Genomic DNA, 24,297 nt, shown 5'->3' with positions numbered 1-24,297 from the left:
CCGCAGTCCGCACGATACGCCGTAGCGCGCGGTGGCGTGCACGCCGCTACCTCCAGGAGCGTGGTCCGTTCGGCGCCCGCCCTCGATGTCGTCAGCCGCGGCCGTGGTGACCAGGGCCCTTCGGACCCCTTCAGCGGGTGCTGGCCGCCGCCGGCTCCTTCGCGAAGGCACGGCGGATGCGCGCCGGGAACGAGCCGATCGCCCATCCGGTCACCCGCAGCATCGCCTCGAACACGATCGTGCCCGACATCTTCGAGCTGCCGCGCTCGCGCTCAGGGAACGTGATCGGGACCTCCCGGATGCGAAGCCTCGCGACCTGCGCATGCCACAGCATGTCGATCTGGAAGCAGTAGCCCTGGCTGAGCACGGCGTCGAGGTCGATGCGCTCGAGCGCGTCGGAGGTGAAGACCCGATATCCGCCCGTCATGTCGCGCACCGGAACACCGAGCGCGAAGCGTGCGTACGCGCTGCCGCAGCGCGAGATCGCCTTGCGGTAGAACGGCCATCCGACGACGCCGCCGCCCGGCACCCAGCGGGATCCGACGATGACGTCTGCCTTGCTCAGAGCGGCGAGCATGGCTGGGAGGTCTTCCGGTCGGTGCGAGCCGTCGGCATCCATCTCGACGAGGACGTCGTGACCGCGCTCGAGCGCCCACCGCATTCCTGCGCGGTACGCGGCGCCGAGTCCCTCTTTGCCCGCGCGGTGCAGCACGCTGACGGCCGGATCCGCGGCGGCGAGGCCGTCGGCGACATCACCCGTTCCGTCGGGAGAGGAGTCGTCGACGATCAGCACGGATGCCTCTGGCACCGCGTTCCTCAGCCGGCCGACGATCCACGCGATGTTCTGCGCTTCGTTGTAGGTCGGGATGATGACGATTGCGTTCACGACCCTGTTCCTCTCGTAAAAAGGTAAACGACATCCCGGTGCAGGGTGAATGTCTGGGTGGCCTCGAATCCCTGGGCGCGCAGAGCGGCCATCCGCTCGCGCATGCCGGTGGAGGCGATGGCGCCCTCCTTGTCCGGACCGCGATACTCGATGAGCCAGACGCGTCCGTTGCCAGCGGAGAGCCGACCGGCCACCTCCGGGATGGTGTACGCCTTGTCCCACAGCGAGTCTCTGTCGACGTAGGGGATCTCGAGGGTGACGTCGACGACGTTCGCGAACTGCGCCGGGTAGAGGTGCATCACGAGTCGCGGATTCCGCGACGGTCGCGTCGTCTCGTCGAAGGCGATGTCGTCCCCCGGCTTCGAGTTCTGCTGGATGACGGCGGCCACCTCGGCCCAGTCGCTCCCGCCGTTCTTCGAATACGGACCGCGCTGGGCGAGGTATCCGGGATAGGCGATGACCGCGAGGAGGGCGACGGCGACAGCGATGGCGACGGAGGATGTGCGCCACGTGTGCATCCGCAGAGAGCCGGCGCGAGCATCCGCTCTCCCTCTGGCTGCCCATCGCGCTGTCACCCACTTCGCTGCTCCCTCGAGCGCGACCGCCAACAGAATGGCCAGCGCCGGCGTGGTGAAGGACATGTAGCGAACCGTGTACGCGGGTACGAACGAGTTGAGGGCGAGCAGCGCGGCGGGCGGAAGCACGAAGCACGCGGCCGCGAACACCAGCAGCACGCTGCGCGCACCGGGGAGCATGCGCGCGGAGGAGCCGCGCCGTCGACTCCACGCGACGATGCCCGCCACGAGCAGCGCGAGAAGGATCGCCCATGCCGCGATCGCGATCGCCCAGTCCGTGTCGAACCATTGGTTCACCGTGAACGTGAGGAAGGTCACGCCCGGATGCTCACCGAGGAACGCGATCTGGCCGTGCTCCTTGAGCGCGAATCCGATCACCGGCAGGGCGAGGATCGCCCCGCCCGCGGTCGCCGCGACCCAGCGCACCCAGACCGCACGGTCGAGGGTGAGCTCCGCCGACACAGCCGACCGCGGGTTCAGCACGGCCCGAGCGATCGCGCCCCACCTTCCGCGCGTGATCCAGAGCAGCACGGCCGCGAAGGGCAGGGCGATCAGCGAGAGGTATAGGAACACGTAGATGCAGGCCGCGTACGCGACGCCGAACCCCACCCACGGCACAATGCGCGTCGTTCGCTTGGTCACCAGCCGCAGGAACAACACCGTCAGCCAGACCGCACAGGCCGTGCCGATGGCGTACGACCGCACCTCGGTCGCCATATAGGTGGTGCGCGGCAGGATCGCGAACACGGCGGCCGCGGTGACGGCGAGCCGAAGGCCGCCGTACCGCTCGACCAGCACCACGATGCCGGCCGTCGCGACGCCGACGGCTATCGCGCTGGGCAACCGCGTTGAGAGCTGGCTGGCCCCGAAGAAGTCGATCCAGACGTGCATCATGGCGTAAAACGTGCCGTGCACGGCATCCACGCGACCGAGTTCCGCCAGCAGGGACGCCCATGGCCGTTCGGCCGACATGATGCTGGCCGCTTCATCGCCCCAGAACGACGGGATCCACGATCCGATCCAGGAGACGACGAAGGCGAGGATGCCGAGCAGAGTGGCCACGACGGCGACGCGATGGCGGCGGAGTCCCCGTGCCCCGGGGGGCCGTCGGCCCGGGACGCGCAGCGGTGCGGTCATCGCGGATGAGTCCGATGTCCGACTCAGACCACTCGAAGCCTCGCCGAGGGTTTCGGGCGCATGCCCGCCGGTGACCGTGGCGCTGTATCGCCCCGATCGTCCGGCCCCCGCTCGTGCTGTCGTCACCGCCGCTCCCCGCGTCATCCATCGCGCCGGCGCCGAGTGCGCGGCCACGGATCCAGATCATCGTGGCGGCCTGGGCGTTCGCCTTCCCCTGGTTAGCGATGGGGTGAACTTCTTCTCAGAAGTGTGCTCTCTGTACGTTACCTCAGGGTGACGAACAGTAGACAATGCGGGTCTTTTCACCCGCGGACCGAGTCCCTCGAGCTGTGCGCACGAGCGGTACGCACGTGCGGCGAATCGTTCCCGACCAACCGCCGGCTACGCCTCCGCAGCGACCTCGGGCACCGGGCCGCCGGTCGCGACGTGCCCCCATCCGGCGACGACGAGCACGATCACAGCGGAGACGAGCAGTCCCAGCGACGGCTCGAGGTGCACCGCTGCTGCACCGACAACCGCACCGAGCCCGATCAGCACGACGGCTCCCGCTCGACGCGCCCACGGTTGCGCCTTCCCGGCTCCGAACACGGAGTCCGCAGCGAGGCCGGCCAGGGTGGATGTCACGACGACGGTCGTGACATCCTTCACGGCGATGTGCCTGGCGGTCGCCGCCTGTGCGCCCATCGCGAGGCCGAGCATCCCGGTCACCGTCCACTGCAGCGCCTGCTCCGGATGCCGCCCGGCGGCGAACAACACCACCGCGGCCGCGAGCAGAACGACGCCGACCCCCGTGAACACCGTCGTCGAGAGCCGCGTCCAGCCCGCGTCGACGCGGCGCAGCGTCCGTCCGCCGATCGCCGCGCCCGCCATGAAGCACACCAGCGCGATGACCGGACCGATGATCGGCAGGTTGTCGGCGCCGAGCAGAGCCATGCCGAGGATGACGACGTTGCCCGTCATGTTGCCGGTGAAGACGCGGTCGAGGCCGAGGTAGCCGACCGCATCGACCACACCCGTCGAGAAGGTGAGTGCCAGCATCAATCCGAGGTGCGTGCGCTCGTGCAGTCCCCACTGTTTGGCCATGTGGTGCTCCCGTCGTCCGATCGATCTCACCACAGCCCGGCGCACCCGCCGGAACGGGCCGCGTAGTGGGGTGATCAGCCGATCGTTGTGGGAGCGCTCTCACGACGGTTCGCGGACCCGGCAGAATAGAGGGGTGAGCATCCCCCTCTCCGGAACGTCCATCGACCTCGAACACGGCGACTACACCGCGTCCATCGCCTCTGTCGGCGCATCTCTGCGGTCGCTGACCCACGCCGGCCGCGATCTCGTCGTGCCCTTCGGCGCCGACGAGGTGCGGCCCGCCTACCGCGGCGCGACACTCGCGCCGTGGCCCAACCGCATCGTGGACGGCCGCTACTCATTCGCGGGCATCGAGCAGCAGGTGGCACTCACAGAGCCGCACCTGGCCAACGCGCTGCACGGCCTCGTCGTCTGGCAGGACTTCGACGTGCGCGACCGCGGCGACGACTTCGTGGAGCTGACCACGACGATCCAGGCGCAGCAGGGTTACCCGCACCGCATCGACCTCACCGTCGTCTTCCGCCTCGACGACGACGGCCTGTTCTCATCGGTGGTCGCGAGGAACACCGGAGCGGATGCCGCTCCCTTCGGCACCGGACCGCACCCGTATCTCGTTGCGGGGTCCGGCCGCGTCGACGAGTGGACGATGCTGCTGCCGGCATCCGAGATCCTCATGGTCACGCCGGACCGCCTCTCGCCCGTGGCGTTGGCGGGCGTTGCCACGGCGGTCGTCGGATCCGAGCCGCCGGCAGCGTACGACTTCCGCTCGGCCCGGCTCGTCGGCGACCTGTTCATCGACCACGCGTTCACGGCGCTGTCTCGGGATGCGGATGGCGTGGCCTCCGTCGAGCTCATGGCACCGGACGGACACGGCGTCGCCATGCGCTGGGACGCCGCGTGCCCCTGGGTGCAGGTGCACACCGCGGATCAGGACAACCCGGCGACCAGCCGCCTCGGCATGGCCGTCGAGCCCATGACCTGCCCGCCGGATGCCTTCAACTCCGGCACCGACCTCATCGTGCTGCAGCCGGACGAGTCGACGACCGCCGGCTGGAGGATCAGCGCACTCTGACTCGGGGCGACACCGGGCGGTGACGCAATCCCTCGATGGGGAACGGCTCGCCGACCGCGCGGGCAGGCCATGGCAGCCTGGTGAACGGGGTCAGCCGTCGAGCCCCAGCGCGCTCGTCACCATGAGCACGAGCGCGTCGAGGAATCGGGCGCGGCCGAGTTCCAGTGGGGCCGCACCTGTGGCGTCCGTCATCGTCCAGAAGTGGCTCACAGCCGACACCATGACGGATGCCGCCGCATCGACGTCCGCGCCCGTCACCGTCGCCCGCGCCCCGAGCCACGCGGCGAGCGCCGCCGTGACGCCGTCCACTTCGTAGCGACGGACGTCGGCCGCGAGTTCCGGGAACTCGCGAAGGTCGCGGAGCATGATGCGGCTGAGGTCTCGATCGTGATCGAGGCGCGCGAGTCCGGCCTCGGCGATGGCCCTGAGCCGCACGCTGGGCGCGACATCCGTCTCGTTCTGTGTGGCGGCGAGGGCTTCGGCGACGTCGTTCGGTCCGTCGAGCACGCGGCGCACGCCCTGCTCGAGCAGGTCGCGCTTGGAGGCGACGTGACGGTACAGGCCGCCCGATCCGGGGCGGAGTCCCGCCGCAGCCTCGATCTGAGCGACCGAGGTCGCCGCATAGCCCTGCTCGCCGAAGAGCCGCATGGCCGCGTCGAGCACGCGGGACTTCGCCGTCGAGACAGCTGGTGCGTCCGGTGCGTCCGGGCCGGCTGCTGTGGCATCCGCGCGTTCCTTGATCGCCATCCCCCGATCCTCCCCTGTGTCGGCCTTCTGCGGGAACGTTGCCGGCCACCGCACTGCAACGACCGTTCCGCGCACATCGTGCGATGACCCCTTGCGGTTTCATCTTATCCGATCTAGAAAGTAAGTACTTACTTTCGAATCGGAAAGGAACGATCATGCGAGTACTCATCGCGGGAGCGACCGGCGTCGCCGGCATCCCGCTCGTCGCTCGGCTGATGACCGCGGGCCACGAGGTCGTCGGCATCGTGCGCGGCCTGGCAGGCGTCGACCGTCTCGGCGAGCTCGGCGCCTCGTCCGTCACGGCCGACGTGCTGGACCGCGACGCGCTGCTGCTCGCCACAGAGCGAGTCGAGGCGAATGCGGTGATCAGCGACCTCACGGCACTCCGCAAGGCGCCGCTGCACCACTCCGACATGCGCGGGACGAACGTGTTGCGCACCGTCGGCACCGCGAACCTGCTCGATGTCGCCCGCCAGGTCGGCGCCGATCGCTTCGTCACGCAGTCCATGGTCTTCGGGTACGGATACCGCGACCTCGGCACAGCGCCCCTCACCGAAGATGCCCCTTTCGGCGTCCCTCAGCACGACGCGTTCGACGAACACCTGGTCGCGATGGCCTCCAACGAGCGCCAGGCGTTCTCGGCCGACGGAATCGACGGCATCGCCGTGCGCTACGGGCTCCTCTACGGAGCGGATCTCGCCACCATCGTCACCATGTTGCGTCACCGCACGCTGCCGAGCGCCCGCACCGGCGGCCGGCTGGCCTGGGTGCACCACTCGGATGCGGCATCCGCCACTGTCGCGGCTCTGGAGCACGGAACGGGCGGCGAGGCGTACAACGTCGTCGACGACACGAGCGTGACGTTCCGCGAGGTGCTCGACGAGATCGCGGCGGCCGCGGGAGCTCCCCGTCCGTTCGCGCTCCCGGATTGGGTGCTGCGGATGATGGCGCCCTACGGCGCCGCCATGATGGACGGCGTCAGCATGCTGGTGTCCAACGAGAAAGCGCGACGCGAGCTCGGCTGGGCGCCGAGGTATCCGTCGATCCGCGAAGGCGTGGCGGCGAGCGCCGCACAGCTGGCGGCACCAGCGCACCGCTGAGCGGACTCGCCCGGTCGATCAGGCAGGCTGCCGCGAGGCGCGCTTCTCCGACCGCCGCTCGATGTGCAGATAGCGGATGCGCCGCGTCCAAGCGCTCGAACGCTCGGACGACAACGCGAACAGCACCAGGATGTCCAGGGGCAGCCCCAGCAGATTGGCTCGCAGGCTCACCTGCGGACCACCGTTGAAGAAGTCGACGGCAGCCGCTATCACCGCTATTGCGCTCAGCGTCATGGACAGGATGCGCGCCCAGTTGCTGCCGCGGAAGATCAGAGTGATGAGCGCGAACTGCACGAGCAGCCCCACGACGGTGACCACGAGCGCGAACACCGCGACCGACAGGACGACGTTTTTCACCAGGTCCTGTTGCGCCCCCTCGACGTCGATGGTGAGTGAGCGCACGTAGTCCGTCCAGTGGGTGGCGGTGATCACCACGAAGACCACGCCGGCCACCGCGCGCAGCGCCAGCAGGGCTGCACCGAGTGCGATCGAGACGGGACGCTTGTCGGCGGCCGCTTCGACGACATCCGTCTCGTCCTCGAACTCGGCGCGCGAGCGGATGCCGCGCAGATCCACCACTGGCAGGTCGCCGTCCGTGATGATCGAGTCGCCGCCGCCGTTGCGGGCGTGATAGCCCGTCGAGAAGTCGCGGATCACGCTCAGCCACACGCCGGCGTCCGCGTGCTCGATGGACCTCACGACGTGATCGCGCTCGATGTCGGTGTTCGCGTCGATCTTGTGCGTGATCTGCAGGGTGAACAGCGAGAACCCGACGCGCCTGTCGAACGTCGCAGCACCGAGCCACTCTGCCGGCTCGCCGCCCGGCAGCCGCCAGTCCTCCGGACACTTCCAGAAGCGCACGTGATGCCGCTTGGCCGGGTTGCCGAGCACCTCCTGCTGGTAGGCGAGGTCCTGCTGGCGCCCGAAGAGCAGCAGAGGGCTCACCGGGGCCTCGTCGTAGCTCCGGCGCAACAGTGTCGCTGTCACGATGCGCCAGCTGGTGCGAGCCGTCACCGCATCGGCGCGGGTCCAGCCCGCCTCGGCCATCGCCGTCTCTAGCTGGGCCTGACTCCCGAGCACGGCGAGGTTGATCGGGTCGCCGAGGAGCCCGTCACTCGTACGCGCGCGGCCGATGAAGTAGTTCGGCACATAGATGCGGGTCAGGATGCTGTGCAGCCGCGGCAGAACGAGGTACGCGAGCAACGCCCAGAACAGCACGAAGAAGAGGATCAGCCACCATCCCCAGCTGAAGCTCTCCACGGCCAGCAGCCACGCCAGCCAGATCGCCGCGAGCGCCGCGATCAGGAAGTAGAGGTAGTCGAGCGCGCTGGCCAGGCGCCAGCGGATGTTCCGTGCCGGCCTCTTGCGCGGCTCGCGCACGGCGGTGTCCCCCTGCGCCGCACCCCCGACCGACATGCGCCCATGCTATGACCGGGCGTGACGATCATCACGTCTCCGGCCGCCGATCGTCGCCAGCCCGCCTCCGCTGCTCCTGGCCCGGCAGGTCGATCCGCCTGCCTCCGCCGGCCGGTCCGAGACCGGATCCCGCGCAGATTCAGACCGAACAGAATTCGGTGCTTTCGTCAGGAGTCGAAGGAAAGCGATCTCTGTGGGCGCTCACGGGCATCCGCTGCCCCCCAGTCGGGTGGCCACCGGGTCGACCTGAGGCGACTTCCCAGACGGGGAGCGGGATGCAGCCTCTTACTGACCTGTCTGTAAGTTACTCAACCGTTATCGGATTGTGGCCCCGAAATGTGTCGGCGCGGCACGAAACAGTGCATGATCACCTATGCCGCATTCGGAAGTTGAACGCGGCGATCCCCGGAGGAGTCCGAGTCTCATCAAAGGAGAGAGACGTGAAGAAATCGTCAATGATTTCCCTCGCCGTTCTCGCCAGCGCGTCAGCACTTCTGCTGGCGGGTTGTTCGAGTGGAAGCGGCGGTAACAGCACTGACAACGCCAGCAAGACGCGCGCGTGCGTGATTCTGCCCGACGCAGTGTCGTCGCCCCGTTGGGAGAACGGCGACCGCCCTGCTCTGCAGAAGGCGATCACGGACGCCGGCTTCACCGCCGACATCCAGAACGCGCAGGGTGACACCAGCAAGTACGCCACCATCGCCGACCAGCAGCTCAACAAGGGCTGCGGCGTGATGCTCCTCGTCGACTACAACGGCGCGGGCGTCACGGTGGCCAAGAAAGCCAAGGCGCAGGGAATCCCCGTCATCGCCTACGACCGCCCCATCGCCGGAGCCGACTACTACGTCTCGTTCGACAACGAGAAGGTGGGCGAGCTCCAGGGTCAGTCGATCGTCGACGCGCTGAAGGCAGAGGGTAAGGACCCGGCGACCGCCAAGGTCGTCTACATGGGCGGCGACCCGACCGACGGCAACGCCAAGATGTTCCACGACGGCGCCGTGAAGATCATGTCCGCTGCCGGTATCAAGCCGGCCGCCGAGCCGCCGGGGATCTGGGACGCCGACAAGTCGGCCACCAACTTCGAGCAGGCTCTCACCTCGCTCGGTGGTCAGGTCGACGCCGTCTGGGTCGCCAACGACACCAACGCGTCCGGCGTCATCTCGGTTCTGGACAAGAACGGCCTGAAGGTTCCCGTCACCGGACAGGATGCCTCCACCGCCGGTCTGCAGAACGTGCTGCTCGGCAAGCAGACCTCCACGGTCTACAAGCCGTACCAGGACGAGGCGAAGGCCGCCTCCGACCTGGCGATCACGCTGCTGAAGGGCAAGAAGCCCTCCGGTATCACACAGAACGTGGGCGGGGTGCCGTTCATCGCTGAGACGCCGATCCTGATCACCGCGTCGAACGTGCAGAAGGTCATCGACGACGGCAATGCCAAGGCGAGCGACATCTGCACCGGTGACGTGGCAGCCGCCTGCACCAAGTACGGCGTTCACTAACCGCATCGCCTGATCCGAAGGGGGCTTCGTGCTCGGACCGAAGGTCCGCCGCGAAGCCCCTTTGGGGTCCCGTCATCGTGCTCCGCGCCCGCGGATGCAACGGTCTGGCGGGACCCCTGAGTCATGTGCCGTCCGTCCACGCCCCCGTGGCGACGGCGAACACCCTGACGCGAATCCGAACGAAAGGAACCCGACACATGGATGAGCCGCTCATCTCGTTGACGGGAGTCAAGAAGAGCTTCGGCCCGGTGGACGTGCTGCGCGGCGTCGACCTGAAGGCCTATCCCGGCAAGGTCACAGCGCTGGTCGGCGACAACGGCGCCGGCAAGTCGACCCTGATCAAGGGCCTCGCCGGCGTGCAGCCGTACGACGACGGCATCGTGACCTTCGACGGCGACACCGTCGTGCTGCACAACCCGCGCGAGGCATCCCGGCTCGGCATCGAGGTCGTCTATCAGGACCTCGCGCTGGCCGACAACCTCGACATCGTGCAGAACATGTTCCTCGGCCGCGAAGAGACCCGGTGGGGCACCTTCGACGAGGGACAGATGGAGCTCGAGACGAGCCGTGCTCTTCAGCAGCTCTCGGTCCGCACCGTGAAGTCCGTGCGGCAGAAGGTGTCGTCGCTCTCCGGCGGTCAGCGCCAGTCCGTCGCGATCGCCCGCTCAGTGATCAACAAGTCGCGACTGGTCATCCTCGACGAGCCCACCGCCGCGCTCGGTGTCGCGCAGACGGAGCAGGTGCTCAACCTGGTCTCGCGTCTGGCGGCGCAGAACGTGGCGATCATCATCATCAGCCACAACCTGGCCGACGTGTTCAAGGTCGCCGACTACATCAGCGTGCTCTACCTGGGCCGCATGGTGGCGTCGGTGAAGACCAGCGAGACGACGTACGACGACGTCGTCGGCTACATCACCGGCAGCAAGACCTACACGGGAGAACCCGCATGAGCACGAACGCGCGCGAAGCACAGACCACTGAGGCTCTGCCCGACCCGATGGTCGGCGACCTCATCGGCAGCGGCGTCGAGGGCGGGATCGGCGACCAGGTCCGTGCCTACTTCCAGCGTCTGCGCGGTGGGGAGATGGGCGCTCTGCCGGCCATCGGCGGCCTCATCGTGCTCGGCATCCTGTTCTCGTTCCTCAGCCCCTACTTCCTCACGGAACGCAACTTCGCGAACCTGCTGACGCAGTCCGCCACCCTCGTCATGCTGGGCATGGCGCTGGTGTTCGTGATCCTCCTCGGCGAGATCGACCTGTCGGCCGGTGTCACCGGCGGCGTCGCGATGTGCGCCTACATCGTGCTGGTCGACGTCGCGAAGTGGCCGTCACTCATCGCCCTGCTGATCGGCTTCCTGATCGGCATCGCGACCGGTACGTTCATCGGATTCTTCGTGGCGAGGGTCGGGATCCCGTCGTTCGTCGTGACGCTGGGCCTTTTCCTCGGATTCCAGGGCATCGAGCTGATCATCATCGGCAACGGCGGCCTGTACAACGTGCAGGATCCGGTGGTTCTCGCGATCATGAACAACAACCTGCCCGACTGGGCCGGGTGGACGATGCTCGTGGTCATGGTGCTGGTCTCGCTCGGCACCTCGTTCTGGGACCGCGCACGGCGTCGTCGCGCGGGAGTTCCGAATCGCGCCATCATCCTGGTCTGGATCAAGGTGATCGTCATCGCGGTGCTCGGCGCCACCCTGGTCGGGCTGCTCAGCCAGAACCGGGGCACGGGATTCATCAAGGTCGAGGGTGTGCCGATCGTCGTGCCGATCACGCTCGCGATCCTGTGGATCGGCACGTTCGTGCTCGACCGCACCAAGTTCGGCCGTTACCTCTACGCCGTCGGCGGCAACGCGGAGGCGGCGCGTCGCGCCGGCATCAAGGTGATCACCATCCGCTGGGTGGCGTTCATCATCTGCTCGTTCCTCGCGGTGGTGTCGCAGCTGTTCAGCATTTCGAAGGTGGGATCGGTCGATCCGTCGGCCGGTGTCTCCATCGTGCTGAGCGGCGTTGCGGCGGCCGTGGTCGGCGGTGTCAGCCTGTTCGGCGGACGCGGCCGACTCATGCACGCGGCCATCGGCGCCGTGGTGATCGCAATCATCACCAACGGCCTCGGCCTGCTCAACCTGCCGGCCGGCGTCAACTACGCCGTCACGGGCGGCGTGCTCATCCTGGCGGCGACCGTCGATGCACTCTCGCGCGTTCGCGCCGGTGGGAGCCTCCTCAACCGCTGACGACGCGCATCCTCGTGGGTGATGGGGTCGGACGAGCAATCGTCCGGCCCCATCGCCGTGGCGGAACCGCGTAATCCCGGGGTCCACGACGGCCGACGAGTAGGATTCGGGATGGTGGAGCCGCGTTCTCGCGCGGTGTCCGACCGGCCGGTGCGGGGGCATCCGGAACCGGCAGCTGACGAGGGGGAAGTCACATGAGCACTGCTGCACCCGCGAAACGACCAGGCGTCGTGACCGCGGCATACGTCATCTGGTTGATCGGCGCGATCGTCTCGCTCATCGGGTCGATCTTCGCGCTCATCGTTGGCATCATCGCGATCAGCGCCGGTGCCGCACTCGGCGGGGTGGCCGGAGCGGCTGCGGGATCCATCGTGCTGATCTTCGCGATCTTCGTGTTCATCGTCGCGATCGTCGAGCTGATCATCGTGAACCGCATGAGGGACGGTCGCAATTGGGCGCGCGTCGTGCTCACAGTGCTCGGCATCCTGTCGCTCATCGGGTCGATCGTGCCGTGGTTCTCCGGCGGCTGGAACTCGACCTCCACGTGGTCCGTGGTTCAGATCGTGGTGCTCATCATCGCCATCATCCTGATGTATCTCCCGACAGCCAACGTCTACTTCGCCGCCGGCGGCATCGCAGCGCCCGGACGCGACCTCGCAGCAGGGGCGAACGCCTACCAGAGCGCGGGCTCCCCCGCACCGTCGGCGTACTCGGCACCGGCCGCTCCGCCCACCACCGCCATGCCTGCTGCACCGGCAGCTCCGCCCGCCGCGGCGCCCGTCGCACCGGCAGCTCCGCCGGCCGGGGCTCCCTCTCAGCCCGCAGCTCCGTACGTGCCGCCGGCCCAGCCCGCACCTCCTGCCGCTCCGGCTCCTGGTGAGCAGCAGGGAGAAGAGCGGCCGCCGCTCACCTGATCACTGCACGCATCCGATCGCTTGACTGCCGGGTGAGTACGGTCGCCAAGGGCTTCGGCCTCTCTCTAAGACCCACCGAGCACGAGCGTGGTGCCGCTCTAGGCTGAGGCCATGTCGTTCCGCGCGTACTACGTCGACCAGCAGCTCGAGAACGGCGTCATCACTGCGCACTCGGCCAGACTCCTGACGCTCGATGACGACGTGCTCGAACCGGACGCCGTCACCATCGACATCGACTACTCCTGCCTGAACTACAAGGACGGCCTCGCCCTCGCGGGACGTCCGGGCGTGCTGAGGCGCACGCCCCTCATCCCAGGGATCGACCTCGTGGGGCGCGTCCGCACATCGACGGATGCCCGGTTCCGCGCAGGCGACCGCGTGGTCCTGAACGGCGACGGGATCGGGGAGTCCCGCAACGGCGGTCTCGCCGAGCTCGCCGTCGTGCGCGGCGATGGACTCGTCCACGTTCCGGATTCCGTCACGCAGCACCACGCAGCAGCCATCGGCACCGCGGGATTCACCGCGATGCTCGCCGTGCTCGCGCTGGAGCGCGGCGGGGTCACGCCCGAGTCCGGCGATGTGCTGGTGACGGGTGCGGCGGGAGGCGTCGGATCCGTCGCCATCGCGGTGCTCGCTCATCTCGGATACTCCGTCACGGCGTCGACGGGTCGTGGCGAGACGGAGGCGGACTACCTGCGCGAGCTCGGGGCATCCGCCATACTCAACCGCGCGGACTTCACCGAGCCGGGACGGCCGTTGCAGAAGGCCCGCTTCGCGGGCGCCGTCGACGCCGTCGGCAGCGTCACTCTCGCGAACGTGCTCGCACAGACCTCGTACGGCGGCGTCGTCGCGGCCTGCGGGCTCGCTGGGGGCGCAGACCTGCCGACCACCGTGATGCCCTTCATCCTGCGCGGTGTGACGCTGGCCGGCATCAACTCCGTCGAGGCGCCGCGTTCGCTGCGCGAGGAGGCGTGGTCACGACTGGCGAGCGACCTCGACGCTCACCTGCTCGACGCCATGACCGAGACGATCGGCCTCGCTGATGCCATCGGCGCGGCCGATCGCATCCTGGCCGGCCAAATCCGCGGTCGCACCGTCGTCGACGTTCGCCGCTGACTGATCGCGATACGTTCCGGCGGCATTCCCGGCCGACACACCGCGGAGCGCCCGGAGGCGCGCCGACGCGTGCGCCCCGGTTCCGCCGGAGCGCACATCCTCGGTCCTAGGCTGGCCGCATGATCGTGATCGCAACGCTGGTCATCGCCCTGGCCGCCGTGCTGCACGTGCTGATCTTCGCGATGGAGAGCGTGTTCTGGGCAAGGCCGAGCGTGTGGAAGAGGTTCTCGGTGCCCGACCAGGCGACCGCCGAAGCCACAAGGCCGATGGCCTACAACCAGGGCTTCTACAACCTCTTCCTCGCGATCGGCGCGCTGGTGGGCATCATCGCGTACGGCGTCGGGCAGCACGTCGTCGGGCTGACGCTCGTGTTCTTCACCCTGACGTGCATGGTGCTGGCGGCAGTGGTGCTGGTCACAACGGGGGCGCGGTACATCCGCGCGGCGATCATCCAGGGCATCCTGCCGCTTGCAGGCCTCGTGCTGATCTTCCTGAGCGACCCGATCACCACCTGACGTCTCCAGGACGTCTTCGCGGTCGGGTCGCCGTAACGCGCGTCAGCGCAAAGGGCGCGTCGTCGCGCCGCGCACCCGCGGTGAGACGTGCTCCGGACGGATGCCGCGCCCGATGACCCGCGCCGCCACCCGTTGCACGATCGGCATCACCGCCGACAGCACGATGCGCTGCGGCTCATCGATCGGATTCGGCAGCAGCGTCGCACCCGTCCCGTTGATGACCTGGTGCGCGACGAGCTGCACCGCCTGCATCGCGCGCACGGGAGGCATCCGTCTGCGTTGCACCCACTCGGCTGCTGCGTCCAGGGCGGATGCCCGTGCCCCGGCCACCGGCCCCACCCCGCGCAGGAGCGGCGCCAGTCTGTTCGCGGAGGCGACGGCATCCTGAATGGCGTAGTTCACGCCAACACCGAACGCCGGTGACATAGCGTGCGCAGCGTCGCCGATGCACAGCAGCCCGGGACGGGACCACCTGTCCAGCCGGTTTATCTGCACCGACAGCAGCTTGAGCTTCTTGAACGACGTCAGCTCGCCGATCACCGGTTCGAGGAAGTCGGCCGTCTCCGTGACGGCTGAGCGCACGGCGTCCAGGCCCTCCTTGCGCAGGCTCTCGAAGCTCCCCTTCGGGATGATGAGGCCCACCTGGTAGTAGCCCTCGCGCGGGATCGTGATGATGAGCCGGTGCTGGTCGAGGTACCCGAGAGTGTCCGGCGGCCGGTTCTCCGGGTACGGCAGCCGGAACCAGACCACGTCGATCGGCGCCCCGAAGTCCGTGGACGGCAGACCGGATGCCGCGCGCACCACCGAATCCCTGCCATCGGCAGCGACCGTGATGGCGGCCCGCACCTCGACTGGTCCGTCCGGTCCCGTCGCGCGCACCCCGACGACGCGGCCGCTGCCCGGCACTCCGTCGGTGTCGCCCTCCGTGACCAGCTCGGTCGCCTCGGTGTTCAGGTGCAGCCGGAACCCCGGATACGAGGCAGCATGCTCGACCAGGAAGTCGAGGAAGTCCCACTGCGGCATGAGCACCAAGAAGTCGTTGCGGCCACGCAGCGTGTCGAAATCGATGGGTGTGAGACGCGTGCCGTCGACCACCGCGTCGAATGACGACACCGTGGTGTGCGGAAGGGTGAGGAAGGCATCCCTCAGCCCCAGCTCATCCAGCACCTGGATGGTCGACGGATGGATCGTGTCGCCCCTGAAGTCCCGCAGGAAGTCGCCGTGCTTCTCGAGCACCGCGACGTTCACTCCGGCCCGCGCCAACAGCATTCCGAGCATGATGCCGGCCGGCCCGCCGCCCACCACGCAGCAGTCGGCCCCGATGACCCGCGGCTCAGCCTCGCGACCCCTGGCGCGGGTCGAACGCCCGCGACGGCCACGGGTAGCACCCGATCCCTCACCGCGCGGCTCGGCCATCGTCAGCCGATGACCTTGTCGACGGGAGAGTCGGAGCCGGGACGGATGTCCCGCAGCGCCTCGACCAGCTTCGATGCGTGCTGAGTGGAGACGATGACCCGCGCGAAGCCGTCAGCGACCACGACGCGTGCGTTCGCAGCGAGATCCCCGTCGTCGGGAAGTGCGTCGTCGTCCGTTGCAGTTCCGGCCTTGGACGCGCCCTTGGATGAGCCCTTCTTGGCCTTCTCGGCCTTCTTGGCCTTCTTCGCCGCGCTGGGTGCCGCCGCCGTCGCGGCACCCGCGTCGGGACCAGTCGCCGCGTCGGTGCCGCCGGCCGACTGGTCGGCCGCCTCGGGGGCGTCCGGCTGCGCGGCATCCGTCTGATCGGCATCCGTCTGGTCGGGGTCGGGCTGCTCGATGTCGATGACGACTGCCGAGCGCTGCTTGCCCTTGAGCACCAGGAAATCCTTGCCGCCGTGGAACTTCCACGTGCCGACCGCGAGTGTCAAAGGAATGCTGTTGCCTGGCGCGCGGACCCCGCGGATCCAGATCCACGGGTCGGCCGTGATGGCCACCGAGCGGATGCTCTCCCGCGGCACCACGAGATCGTCCCGCCGCAGCGACAGCATCTTCTCCGCACGGGTGAGGCGGATCTCGAGACGATCGCGGTACACGTGGAAGTCGGCCATAGGCCTAGTCTGCCGGGTCGCCTTCACCCGGTCAGGCATGCGGCCGGACGACGGCGAGACGTTATGGAACTGACGCCTCGAGGTGCGGCGTGTCGCCACAGGAGCCGAGAATCGCCCGACTCGGTGCAGCGAATCCTTCGGCCGGATCGATACCGCCGACACCCGCGTACGACACTCGAATCCACCGGCACGGAACACGACCGTCTTCCCCGGCGAATTCAGCGTCGTCACCTCTTAGTCCCACAGCCGCGATCGCGTATCGTGTAGGCGTGCAAGCCCAACGTCGGACGCCTGGGTCGCAGACTTCACTACGTGAAGCCAACCGCGGCCGGATCGTTGACGCCGTCAAGAAGTACGGCGGGCTGAGTCAGATCGAGCTTGCAGGCCTCACCGGGCTTTCCCCCGCGACCGTCTCCAACATCGTCAAGGAGCTCACCGGGGCCGGCGTGCTGAACACCGCGCCCGGTACGCGCAGCGGGCGCCGCGCGCAGCACGTCACGCTCGCCCACGCACTCGGCCTGGTGGCCGGCGTTCACGTCTCAACGCGCCACCTGCGCATCGCCATCTCCGACGTCGCGTACACGGTCGTCGCTGACACGCACATGCCGCTGGCCAAGGACCACCGTGCCGACAACGAGCTCGACCGCATCATGCTGTTGCTGGCCGACATGCTCGAGTCCGCCGGCGCGGGGATGCTCGACCTGCTGGCCGTCGGCGTTGCCCTTCCCGCTCCGATCGACAAGCGCACCGGGCGGATCGCGCGGCGCGGGATCCTTCGCGGATGGGACGGCGTCGAGGTCGCCGACGTGCTGCAGCAGAGGCTCCAGCGCCCTGTGTTCGTCGACACGGATGCGAACGCCGCGGCCCTCGGCGAGCTGCGGCTGGGCGCCGCGCGTGGCAAGGAGGACGCGATCTTCGTCGATGCCGGCGACCGGATCGGCGCCGGCCTCGTGCTGGGCGGACGGGTCTACGCCGGACACGCGGGCATGGCGGGTGAGCTCGGGCACACGGTGATCCAGGAGGACGGACCCCTCTGCGAGTGCGGAAACCGCGGATGCGTGCAGGCTATCGCGGGCGGGGACGCCCTGATCGAACGACTGCAGTCCGGTCACAGGGGCGTCAAGCTGCAGGACGTGATCGTGCGTGCGATGTCGGGCGAGTCGGAGGCCATCCGCGCGATCGCCGACGCCGGAACCGCGATCGGTGTGGCAACGGCGAATCTCTGCAACCTGCTCGATCCGGAGCGCATCGTCGTCGGCGGCGATCTCGGCCGAGCTGGCGAGTTGCTGCTCGGACCGATGCGCCGCGAGGTCGAGCGTGCCGTGCTCGCCGGAACGCAGTTCGCTCCCGAGATCGTGCAGAGCCAGCTCGGAGTGAACGCGGCGCCGATGGGCGCTGTGGCAATGGCCGTCGATCGTGTCTCGATCAAGCCCGACGAATCCGGGCAGACGGAGGAAGCCGCGGAATGAAGGCGATCCGAGCGGGTGCCCTGCTCGCCGCCGTCGCCTGCGTGCTGGCCCTCGTCGGGTGTGCGAACGCGGTGGCGCCCGGTGACACGTCGCATCCGGCCGTGGATCCTCAGCACGCCACCATCGGGCTCCTGCTGCCGGACTCCACCAACACGCGGTACGAATCCGCGGATCGTCCTGCCTTCGAGAGCCGCATCCACGCGAAGTGCCCCGGCTGCACCGTCGCCTATCAGAACGCGTCGGCCGACGCCGCGCGGCAACAGCAGCAGGCGGAGTCCATGCTCGCGCAGGGTGTCGCCGTGCTGGTGCTGGATGCCGTCGACGGGCAGGCAGCGGCATCCATCGTCAACGAGGCGGCTGCCAAGGGCGTGCCGGTGATCGCGTACGACCGCATCATCAACAGCCCTGACCTCTCGTTCTTCGTCTCGGCCGACAACGATCAGGTGGGCGTGCTCCAGGCGCAGTCCCTCGTTGCGAGGCTGCACGAATTGGGCGTGCCGAAGGGGGGCGGCATCCTCATGGTCAACGGATCGCCCACCGACAACAACGCCGTGCTGTACAAGAAGGCTGCGCTGTCGGTGCTCGACGAGTCCGGATACACGGTGCTGGCCAAGTACGACACCCCCGACTGGGCAGGATCCGAGGCGCAGACCTGGGTCGCCGGACAGATCACGCAGTTCGGCAACCGGATCGCCGGGGTGTACGCCGCGAACGACGGGCTCGCCGAGGGCGCGATCGCCGCGCTCCAGGCGGCCGGGATGAGCCCGGTGCCGCCGACGACGGGGCAGGATGCCGAGGTGGCCGCCGTGCAGCGCATCCTCGCGGGAACCCAGTACATGACCGTCTATAAGCCGATCCGCCGCCAGGCGACGATCGCCGCGGATGCCGCGCTCACCCTCGTGAACGGCGGCACGCCGGCCGGAACGGGCACGACGAAGGTCGCGGGCAAGACGGTGCCGAGTGTGACGCTCACGCCGGTGGCCGTGACGGTGAAGAACGTCAAGAAGGTGGTCATCGACAGCGGCTTCCACACTGTCGACCAGATCTGCACGCCCGCATACGCCTCCTACTGCAAGGAGCACGGCATCTCATGACGGGCTTCGAGACGGGACTCGGCGAGGGCGGAACGGCGGATGCAGGGCTGAGCCCCATCGTCAGCATGCGCGGCATCTCCAAGTCGTTCGGCCACATCCAGGCACTGCGCAACGTGGATCTCGACCTCTACCGCGGTGAGGTCGTCGCGCTCGTCGGCGACAACGGCGCGGGCAAATCGACGCTGGTGAAGATCCTGGCCGGCGTTCACCCCGCGGATGCCGGGACCATCGCCTACGCGGGCAAGACCGTCTCGATCCCGTCGCCGGCGGCCTCCCGCGAGCTCGGCATCGCGACCGTCTTCCAGGACCTCGCGCTCTGCGACAACCTCGACGTCGTCGCGAACCTGTTCCTGGGACGAGAGCTCGGCCGAGGTCCGCTCGACGAGGAGGCGATGGAGCAGCGGTCCTGGGAGCTGCTGCGGCAGCTCTCTGCGCGCATCCCGTCCGTGCGGATGCCCGTCGCCACGCTCTCCGGTGGCCAGAGGCAGACCGTCGCCATCGCTCGCTCGCTGATCGGCGAACCGGATGTCGTCATCCTCGACGAGCCGACGGCCGCGCTCGGCGTCGCCCAGACGGCCGAGGTGCTCAACCTCATTGAACTGCTGCGGGATCGCGGCCACTGCGTCGTGCTGATCAGCCACAACATGGCCGACGTGCAGGCCGTGGCCGACCGAGTCATCGTGCTGCGGCTCGGCCGCGTGAACGGCCGCTTCCGCGCGCCCAACCTGAGCTACGAGAACATCATCGCCTCCATCACCGGGGTGCTGAACCTCGAGGAGGGCACGCCGGAGGACGATCCGCGCGAGCGCCGCGAGGAACGGAACGGATACTGGCCGGGGGCATCCGGTCCGGACGACGGGCTTCCGCCTGGAGGTCGACGATGACCGCGGATCGCGATCGTCCCGTGCAGCGAGCACGGAAGGGCACGGCGTCCAGCGGTGGCTCCCCGTCCTCGCGGCTCGACACGGGCGGCGTGCGCACGCTGCGCGACGTCTCCGCCGGATTCGTCTCCCGCGTGCGTGACGGCGAGCTGGGATCGGCACCGATCGCCGTCGGGCTCATCGTGATCGCGGTGCTTTTCCAGTCGCTGAATCCGCGGTTCCTCGCGCCGGGCAACCTCGTCAACCTCACGCTGCAGGCCGCGCCGCTGGGCGTCATCGCACTGGGAACGGTCGTCGTGCTGCTCGTGGCGCAGATCGACCTGTCCGTGGGTTCCGTGAGCGGGCTGGCGAGTGCCGTGGTCGGCGTGTGCGCCATGCGGCTGCAGTGGCCGATGCTCATCGGCGTGATCGCCGCGATCGCCGTCGGCGCCGTCATCGGCGTGTTCTACGGATTCCTGCAGACCCGCTTCGGCGTGCCCAGCTTCCTGATCACGCTCGCCGGGCTCCTGGCGTTCCTCGGCGTGCAGCTGGCGCTGCTGGGGCCGACCGGATCGATCAACATCCCGTTCTCGGATCCGCTCGTGCAGTTCGCCAACACGTGGTTCCTTCCGCCGTGGGTGGCGTACGTGATCGCCGGACTCGCGGCACTCGCCGTGCTGGGCACCGGGCTGGCCCGCAGGCGGCGGCGAATGCGCGCGCAGCTTCCGGCGGAGCATCCGTCGGTTCCGGTCGTGCGCGCGCTCGTGCTGGCCGTCGGACTCGGCCTTGCGGTCTGGTACCTCTCGCTCGACCGCGGGACCGCCGTGATGCCGGTGCTCTTCCTGCTGCTCGTCGTGCTCATGTCGTACCTGCTGCGCCGCACGCGCTGGGGCCGGTCGGTTTTCGCCGTCGGTGGCAACGTGGATGCCGCGCGCCGCGCCGGTCTCCCCGTCACCCGCACCCTGGTCACCGCGTTCGTCGTCTGCTCGTCGTTCGCCGCCATCGGCGGTGTGCTCGCCGCTGCCCGCCTGGGATCGGCGACCACGCTCACCGGATCCGCCGACACGAACCTCAACGCCATCGCCGCTGCGATCATCGGCGGCACGAGCCTGTTCGGCGGGCGCGGAAGCGCGTGGTCGGCCGTGCTCGGCGTGCTGGTCATCTCCGCCATCTCGAGCGGCCTCACGCTGCTCAACCTCGACGCGTCGGTGCGGTACATGATCACCGGCGCCGTCCTCTTGCTCGCCGTGATCGTGGATTCACTTTCCAGACGGTCCCGCGCGAGCCACGGGCGGGCTTAGTCCCGTAATTTCGCGGCGCACCGATCGAGTGCGTTCACTTCAGCGCGCCTGCCGTCGCTCATTCGCGCGCTTGAATTCAACACCTGAACACAAGTGTGTTACCGTTTCGTCCGTTGTCCGAAAAGGACGCACTACGAGCGGCCACAGCGCCGCTTTCCACGGGACGAAGGCGTCGTCACGCACCACCCGCAGGGCCTCTGGTCCTGGCCGAACGGATGCCTCGCCCCGCACAGCGAGAGGATCATCCGTGGCGAACGCCCCCATTCTGGAAATGCGCGACATCACCAAGCGCTTCCCCGGTGTGGTCGCACTCTCCGACGTGACGATGACCGTGGCGCGTGGCGAGATCCACGCGATCTGCGGCGAGAACGGCGCAGGCAAGTCCACCCTCATGAAGGTGCTCTCCGGCGTCTATCCGTACGGCACGTACGAGGGCGACATCATCTTCGAGGGCGACGAGGTGCGCTTCTCGGACACCAAGCAGAGCGAGACCGCCGGCATCGCGATCATCCACCAGGAGCTCGCGCTCATCCCCGAGCTCTCGATCACCGAGAACCTCTTCCTCGGCAACGAGATCACCCGCTTCGGCCGCATCGACTGGGTCGCCTCCCAGAAGCGGGCGCGCGAACTCCTCGACCTCGTCGGCCTGAACGAAGACCCCGACAGCGCGATCAAGACCCTCGGCGTCGGCAAGCAGCAGCTGGTGGAGATCGCGAAGGCTCTGCACAAGGACGTCAAGCTGCTCATCCTCGACGAGCCGACAGCCGCCCTGAACGAGACGGAGTCGCAGCACCTGCTCGACCTCATCCTCGGATTCAAGGAATCCGGCATGACGTCGATCATGATCTCCCACAAGCTGAACGAGATCGAGCGCGTCGCCGACTCGATCACGATCATCCGCGACGGCAAGACGATCGAGACGCTCGATGTCGCCGCCGGAGGCGTCGACGAGGACCGCATCATCCGCGGCATGGTCGGCCGATCGCTGGAGAGCCGCTTCCCCGAGCGCACGCCGAACATCGGCGAGACGTTCTTCGAGGTGCGGAACTGGACGGTGCAACATCCGACCGATCCGGACCGCCTCGTGTGCAAGAACGAGAGCTTCACGGTGCGCCGCGGCGAGGTCGTCGGCTTCGCCGGGCTGATGGGCGCCGGACGGACCGAGCTCGCGATGAGCGTGTTCGGCCGCAGCTACGGCACCTACCTCAGCGGTGAGATCTACAAGGACGGGAACCGCATCAAGGTCGGCAACGTCAGCGACGCCATCCACAACGGCATCGGCTACGTGAGCGAGGACCGCAAGACGCTCGGGCTCAATCTGCTCGACACCATCAAGCGCGCGACCGTCTCGGCCCGGCTCGACAAGATCTCGCGGGGCGGCGTCGTCAACGACCTCGCCGAGTACAAGATCGCGGAGGAATACCGCCAGGCGCTGCGCACCAAGGCTCCTTCGGTCGACGAGGGCGTGAGCAAGCTCTCCGGCGGCAACCAGCAGAAGGTCGTGCTGGCGAAATGGATGTTCTCCGACCCCGACCTCCTCATCCTCGACGAGCCCACCAGAGGCATCGACGTCGGCGCGAAGTACGAGATCTACAACATCATCAACCAGCTGGCCGCCCAGGGTAAGGGGATCGTGCTGATCTCGTCCGAGCTGCCAGAACTGCTCGGCATGTCCGACCGCATCTACACGATCTTCGAGGGCCAGATCACCAACGTGCTGCCCGCCGAAGACGCCAACCCCGAATCCCTGATGGTCAGCATGACCTCCACGAGAAAGACCGGATCCGCCGCATGAGTAAGTTCACCCAGGGCATGCGCACCCTCACCGGAGGGCGCGGCATCAGCCAGTACAGCATGATCATCGCGCTGGTCGTGATCATCCTCGTCTTCGAGATCCTCACCAGCGGACTGACGCTGGACCCGACCAACGTCATCAACATGGTGCAGCAGTACTCGTACATCCTGATCCTCGCGATCGGGATGGTGATGCTCATCATCGCCGGACACATCGACCTCTCGGTCGGATCCGTCGCGGCCTTCGTCGGCATCGTCGTCGCCCAGTCGATGGCGGTCTGGCACCTGCCTGCCGGCGTGGCCATGCTCCTCGGCCTGGCCACCGGCGCGGTCGTCGGCGCCTGGCAGGGATTCTGGGTCGCCTACGTTCGCGTTCCCGCCTTCATCGTCACGCTGGCCGGACAGCTGATCTTCCGCGGCGCCAACCAGGTCGTCGGCAACTCGACGGCCGTTCCGACCCCCGACTCCTTCAACTGGATCGGGAACGGCTTCCTGCCCGACTTCGGACCGGACTTCGGCTACAGCAACCCGACCCTGATCCTCGGCCTGATCGTCGTCATCGCGCTCATATGGATGGAGGTCCACGACCGTCGCAAGCGTGTCAGGATGGGCGCCACCCTGAAGCCGATGTGGGTCAGCGTCGTCAAGCTGGTGCTGCTGTGCGGCGTCACGGTGTTCGCCACCTACCTGTTCTCCACCGGTCGCGTCGGCACGAGCTTCCCCGTGGTGGGCATCATCGCCGGGCTGCTCATCCTGCTCTACAGCTTCCTCACCTCGAGCACCGTCTTCGGCCGCCACATCTACGCGGTCGGCGGCAACGCCAGCGCCGCGGTGCTCTCCGGCGTGAAGTCGCGTCGCGTGAACTTCCTGCTGATGATGAACATGTCGATCCTCGCCGCTGTCGCCGGCATGGTCTTCGTGGGCAACGCCCAGGCATCCGGTCCGTTCGACGGCACCGGCTGGGAGCTGGATGCCATCGCCGCGGTCTTCGTCGGCGGAGCGGCGATCTTCGGTGGCGTCGGAACCGTTGCGGGCTCGATCATCGGTGCCTTCGTGATGGCGTTCCTCTCCAACGGCCTGTCGCTGCTCGGAATCGACAGCTCGTGGGTGTCGATCATCCGCGGACTGGTGCTCGTCGTCGCCGTCGCGTTCGACGTCTACAACAAGACCCAGGGGCGGCCGTCGATCACCGGCCTGCTGCTGCGCGGTCTCGGCATCGGACGCAAGAAGCCCGCAGACACCGAGGCCTCGATCGAAGCCCAGCCCCAGGGGATCGACAAGCCCGTCGACGAGAAGGTCGGCTCGCTGTCCTGATCCCGCCGCCGACGGGCTGTCGCCGCCGGCTCTCCGACCCGCTGCCCAGTCGCACCACCGGACAGCTTCGAAGAAGGAGCGGCCCTCA

At 68.2% G+C, this 24,297-nt stretch carries 21 protein-coding genes; 14 read left to right on the top strand and 7 right to left on the bottom strand.

Going from position 1 to position 24,297, the window contains the following annotated elements; all coding sequences use genetic code 11:
- Nucleotides 1-130: 130 nt before the first annotated feature.
- The 3 genes from HII28_RS20280 to HII28_RS12605 form a co-directional block, all read right to left on the bottom strand.
- Entirely contained in the window at nucleotides 131-886 is a 756-nt protein-coding gene (locus HII28_RS20280; protein ID WP_346769294.1) for a polyprenol monophosphomannose synthase, read from the bottom strand.
- Nucleotides 883-2,523: a glycosyltransferase family 39 protein gene (locus tag HII28_RS20275; protein WP_346769293.1), complete on the bottom strand. Its 1,641-nt coding sequence runs from the start codon at nucleotides 2,521-2,523 to the stop codon at nucleotides 883-885. The genes HII28_RS20280 and HII28_RS20275 overlap by 4 nt, the downstream gene beginning before the upstream one ends.
- 456 nt (nucleotides 2,524-2,979) lie before the next feature.
- Complete coding sequence (locus HII28_RS12605) at nucleotides 2,980-3,681, bottom strand: YoaK family protein (protein ID WP_170025702.1); 702 nt, start codon at nucleotides 3,679-3,681, stop codon at nucleotides 2,980-2,982.
- Nucleotides 3,682-3,814: 133 nt separating this feature from the next.
- Here HII28_RS12605 and HII28_RS12600 point away from each other — a divergent pair, with 133 nt between their 5' ends.
- Nucleotides 3,815-4,753 carry an aldose 1-epimerase family protein gene (locus HII28_RS12600; RefSeq protein WP_346769292.1) on the top strand — a complete coding sequence of 313 codons (939 nt, stop codon included), beginning with the start codon at nucleotides 3,815-3,817 and terminating at the stop codon, nucleotides 4,751-4,753.
- A gap of 90 nt (nucleotides 4,754-4,843) precedes the next feature.
- Here HII28_RS12600 and HII28_RS12595 read toward each other — a convergent pair whose 3' ends face one another.
- Nucleotides 4,844-5,500: a TetR/AcrR family transcriptional regulator gene (locus tag HII28_RS12595; RefSeq protein WP_170025700.1), complete on the bottom strand. Its 657-nt coding sequence runs from the start codon at nucleotides 5,498-5,500 to the stop codon at nucleotides 4,844-4,846.
- 155 nt (nucleotides 5,501-5,655) lie between these two features.
- Between HII28_RS12595 and HII28_RS12590 the strand changes: the two genes are divergently transcribed.
- Nucleotides 5,656-6,600: an NAD(P)-dependent oxidoreductase gene (locus HII28_RS12590; RefSeq protein WP_170025699.1), complete on the top strand. Its 945-nt coding sequence runs from the start codon at nucleotides 5,656-5,658 to the stop codon at nucleotides 6,598-6,600.
- A gap of 18 nt (nucleotides 6,601-6,618) precedes the next feature.
- On the opposite strand, the gene HII28_RS12585 is transcribed toward HII28_RS12590, so the two are convergent.
- Entirely contained in the window at nucleotides 6,619-8,016 is a 1,398-nt protein-coding gene (locus tag HII28_RS12585) for an LssY C-terminal domain-containing protein (protein ID WP_170025698.1), read from the bottom strand.
- Nucleotides 8,017-8,456: 440 nt separating this feature from the next.
- Here HII28_RS12585 and HII28_RS12580 point away from each other — a divergent pair, with 440 nt between their 5' ends.
- From HII28_RS12580 to HII28_RS12555, 6 genes are all read left to right on the top strand, one after another.
- On the top strand, nucleotides 8,457-9,515 hold the full coding sequence (locus tag HII28_RS12580) for a substrate-binding domain-containing protein (RefSeq protein WP_170025697.1): 1,059 nt from the start codon (nucleotides 8,457-8,459) through the stop codon (nucleotides 9,513-9,515).
- Nucleotides 9,516-9,712: 197 nt separating this feature from the next.
- Entirely contained in the window at nucleotides 9,713-10,465 is a 753-nt protein-coding gene (locus HII28_RS12575; RefSeq protein WP_170025696.1) for an ATP-binding cassette domain-containing protein, read from the top strand.
- A complete protein-coding gene (locus tag HII28_RS12570) occupies nucleotides 10,462-11,748 on the top strand; it encodes an ABC transporter permease (protein WP_170025695.1) in 1,287 nt (428 codons plus the stop codon). The genes HII28_RS12575 and HII28_RS12570 overlap by 4 nt, the downstream gene beginning before the upstream one ends.
- A 194-nt stretch (nucleotides 11,749-11,942) precedes the next feature.
- Entirely contained in the window at nucleotides 11,943-12,662 is a 720-nt protein-coding gene (locus HII28_RS19915; protein ID WP_205864646.1) for a hypothetical protein, read from the top strand.
- 111 nt (nucleotides 12,663-12,773) lie between these two features.
- Complete coding sequence (locus HII28_RS12560; protein ID WP_170025694.1) at nucleotides 12,774-13,778, top strand: MDR family oxidoreductase; 1,005 nt, start codon at nucleotides 12,774-12,776, stop codon at nucleotides 13,776-13,778.
- Nucleotides 13,779-13,897: 119 nt separating this feature from the next.
- A complete protein-coding gene (locus HII28_RS12555; RefSeq protein ID WP_170025693.1) occupies nucleotides 13,898-14,293 on the top strand; it encodes a DUF1304 domain-containing protein in 396 nt (131 codons plus the stop codon).
- A gap of 42 nt (nucleotides 14,294-14,335) precedes the next feature.
- Here HII28_RS12555 and HII28_RS12550 read toward each other — a convergent pair whose 3' ends face one another.
- On the bottom strand, nucleotides 14,336-15,709 hold the full coding sequence (locus HII28_RS12550) for an FAD-dependent oxidoreductase (RefSeq protein ID WP_170025692.1): 1,374 nt from the start codon (nucleotides 15,707-15,709) through the stop codon (nucleotides 14,336-14,338).
- Nucleotides 15,710-15,711: 2 nt separating this feature from the next.
- Nucleotides 15,712-16,377, bottom strand: a complete 666-nt coding sequence (locus HII28_RS20270; protein WP_240977346.1) for a hypothetical protein — start codon at nucleotides 16,375-16,377, stop codon at nucleotides 15,712-15,714.
- Nucleotides 16,378-16,646: 269 nt separating this feature from the next.
- Here HII28_RS20270 and HII28_RS12540 point away from each other — a divergent pair, with 269 nt between their 5' ends.
- The 6 genes from HII28_RS12540 to mmsB all read left to right on the top strand — a co-directional run bounded on the left by HII28_RS12540 (nucleotide 16,647) and on the right by mmsB (nucleotide 24,209).
- Nucleotides 16,647-17,846: an ROK family transcriptional regulator gene (locus HII28_RS12540; protein WP_170025691.1), complete on the top strand. Its 1,200-nt coding sequence runs from the start codon at nucleotides 16,647-16,649 to the stop codon at nucleotides 17,844-17,846.
- A complete protein-coding gene (locus tag HII28_RS12535; RefSeq protein ID WP_170025690.1) occupies nucleotides 17,843-18,940 on the top strand; it encodes a substrate-binding domain-containing protein in 1,098 nt (365 codons plus the stop codon). Before HII28_RS12540 ends, HII28_RS12535 begins: the two co-directional genes overlap by 4 nt.
- Nucleotides 18,937-19,824 carry an ATP-binding cassette domain-containing protein gene (locus HII28_RS12530; RefSeq protein WP_170025689.1) on the top strand — a complete coding sequence of 296 codons (888 nt, stop codon included), beginning with the start codon at nucleotides 18,937-18,939 and terminating at the stop codon, nucleotides 19,822-19,824. Before HII28_RS12535 ends, HII28_RS12530 begins: the two co-directional genes overlap by 4 nt.
- Entirely contained in the window at nucleotides 19,821-21,101 is a 1,281-nt protein-coding gene (locus HII28_RS12525; RefSeq protein ID WP_170025688.1) for a sugar ABC transporter permease, read from the top strand. The genes HII28_RS12530 and HII28_RS12525 overlap by 4 nt, the downstream gene beginning before the upstream one ends.
- 271 nt (nucleotides 21,102-21,372) lie before the next feature.
- Nucleotides 21,373-22,896 (top strand): multiple monosaccharide ABC transporter ATP-binding protein, encoded by a 1,524-nt coding sequence (gene mmsA / locus HII28_RS12520; protein WP_170026129.1) that lies wholly within the window; start codon nucleotides 21,373-21,375, stop codon nucleotides 22,894-22,896.
- Nucleotides 22,893-24,209 (top strand): multiple monosaccharide ABC transporter permease, encoded by a 1,317-nt coding sequence (mmsB, locus tag HII28_RS12515; protein WP_240977345.1) that lies wholly within the window; start codon nucleotides 22,893-22,895, stop codon nucleotides 24,207-24,209. The genes mmsA and mmsB overlap by 4 nt, the downstream gene beginning before the upstream one ends.
- Nucleotides 24,210-24,297: the final 88 nt, after the last annotated feature.

It is taken from the genome of Planctomonas sp. JC2975 (genome assembly GCF_012985205.1).
Lineage (GTDB): Bacteria > Actinomycetota > Actinomycetes > Actinomycetales > Microbacteriaceae > Humibacter.
Note: the sequence above shows the minus strand (reverse complement) of the source record. Positions and strands in the feature narration are given on the sequence as shown.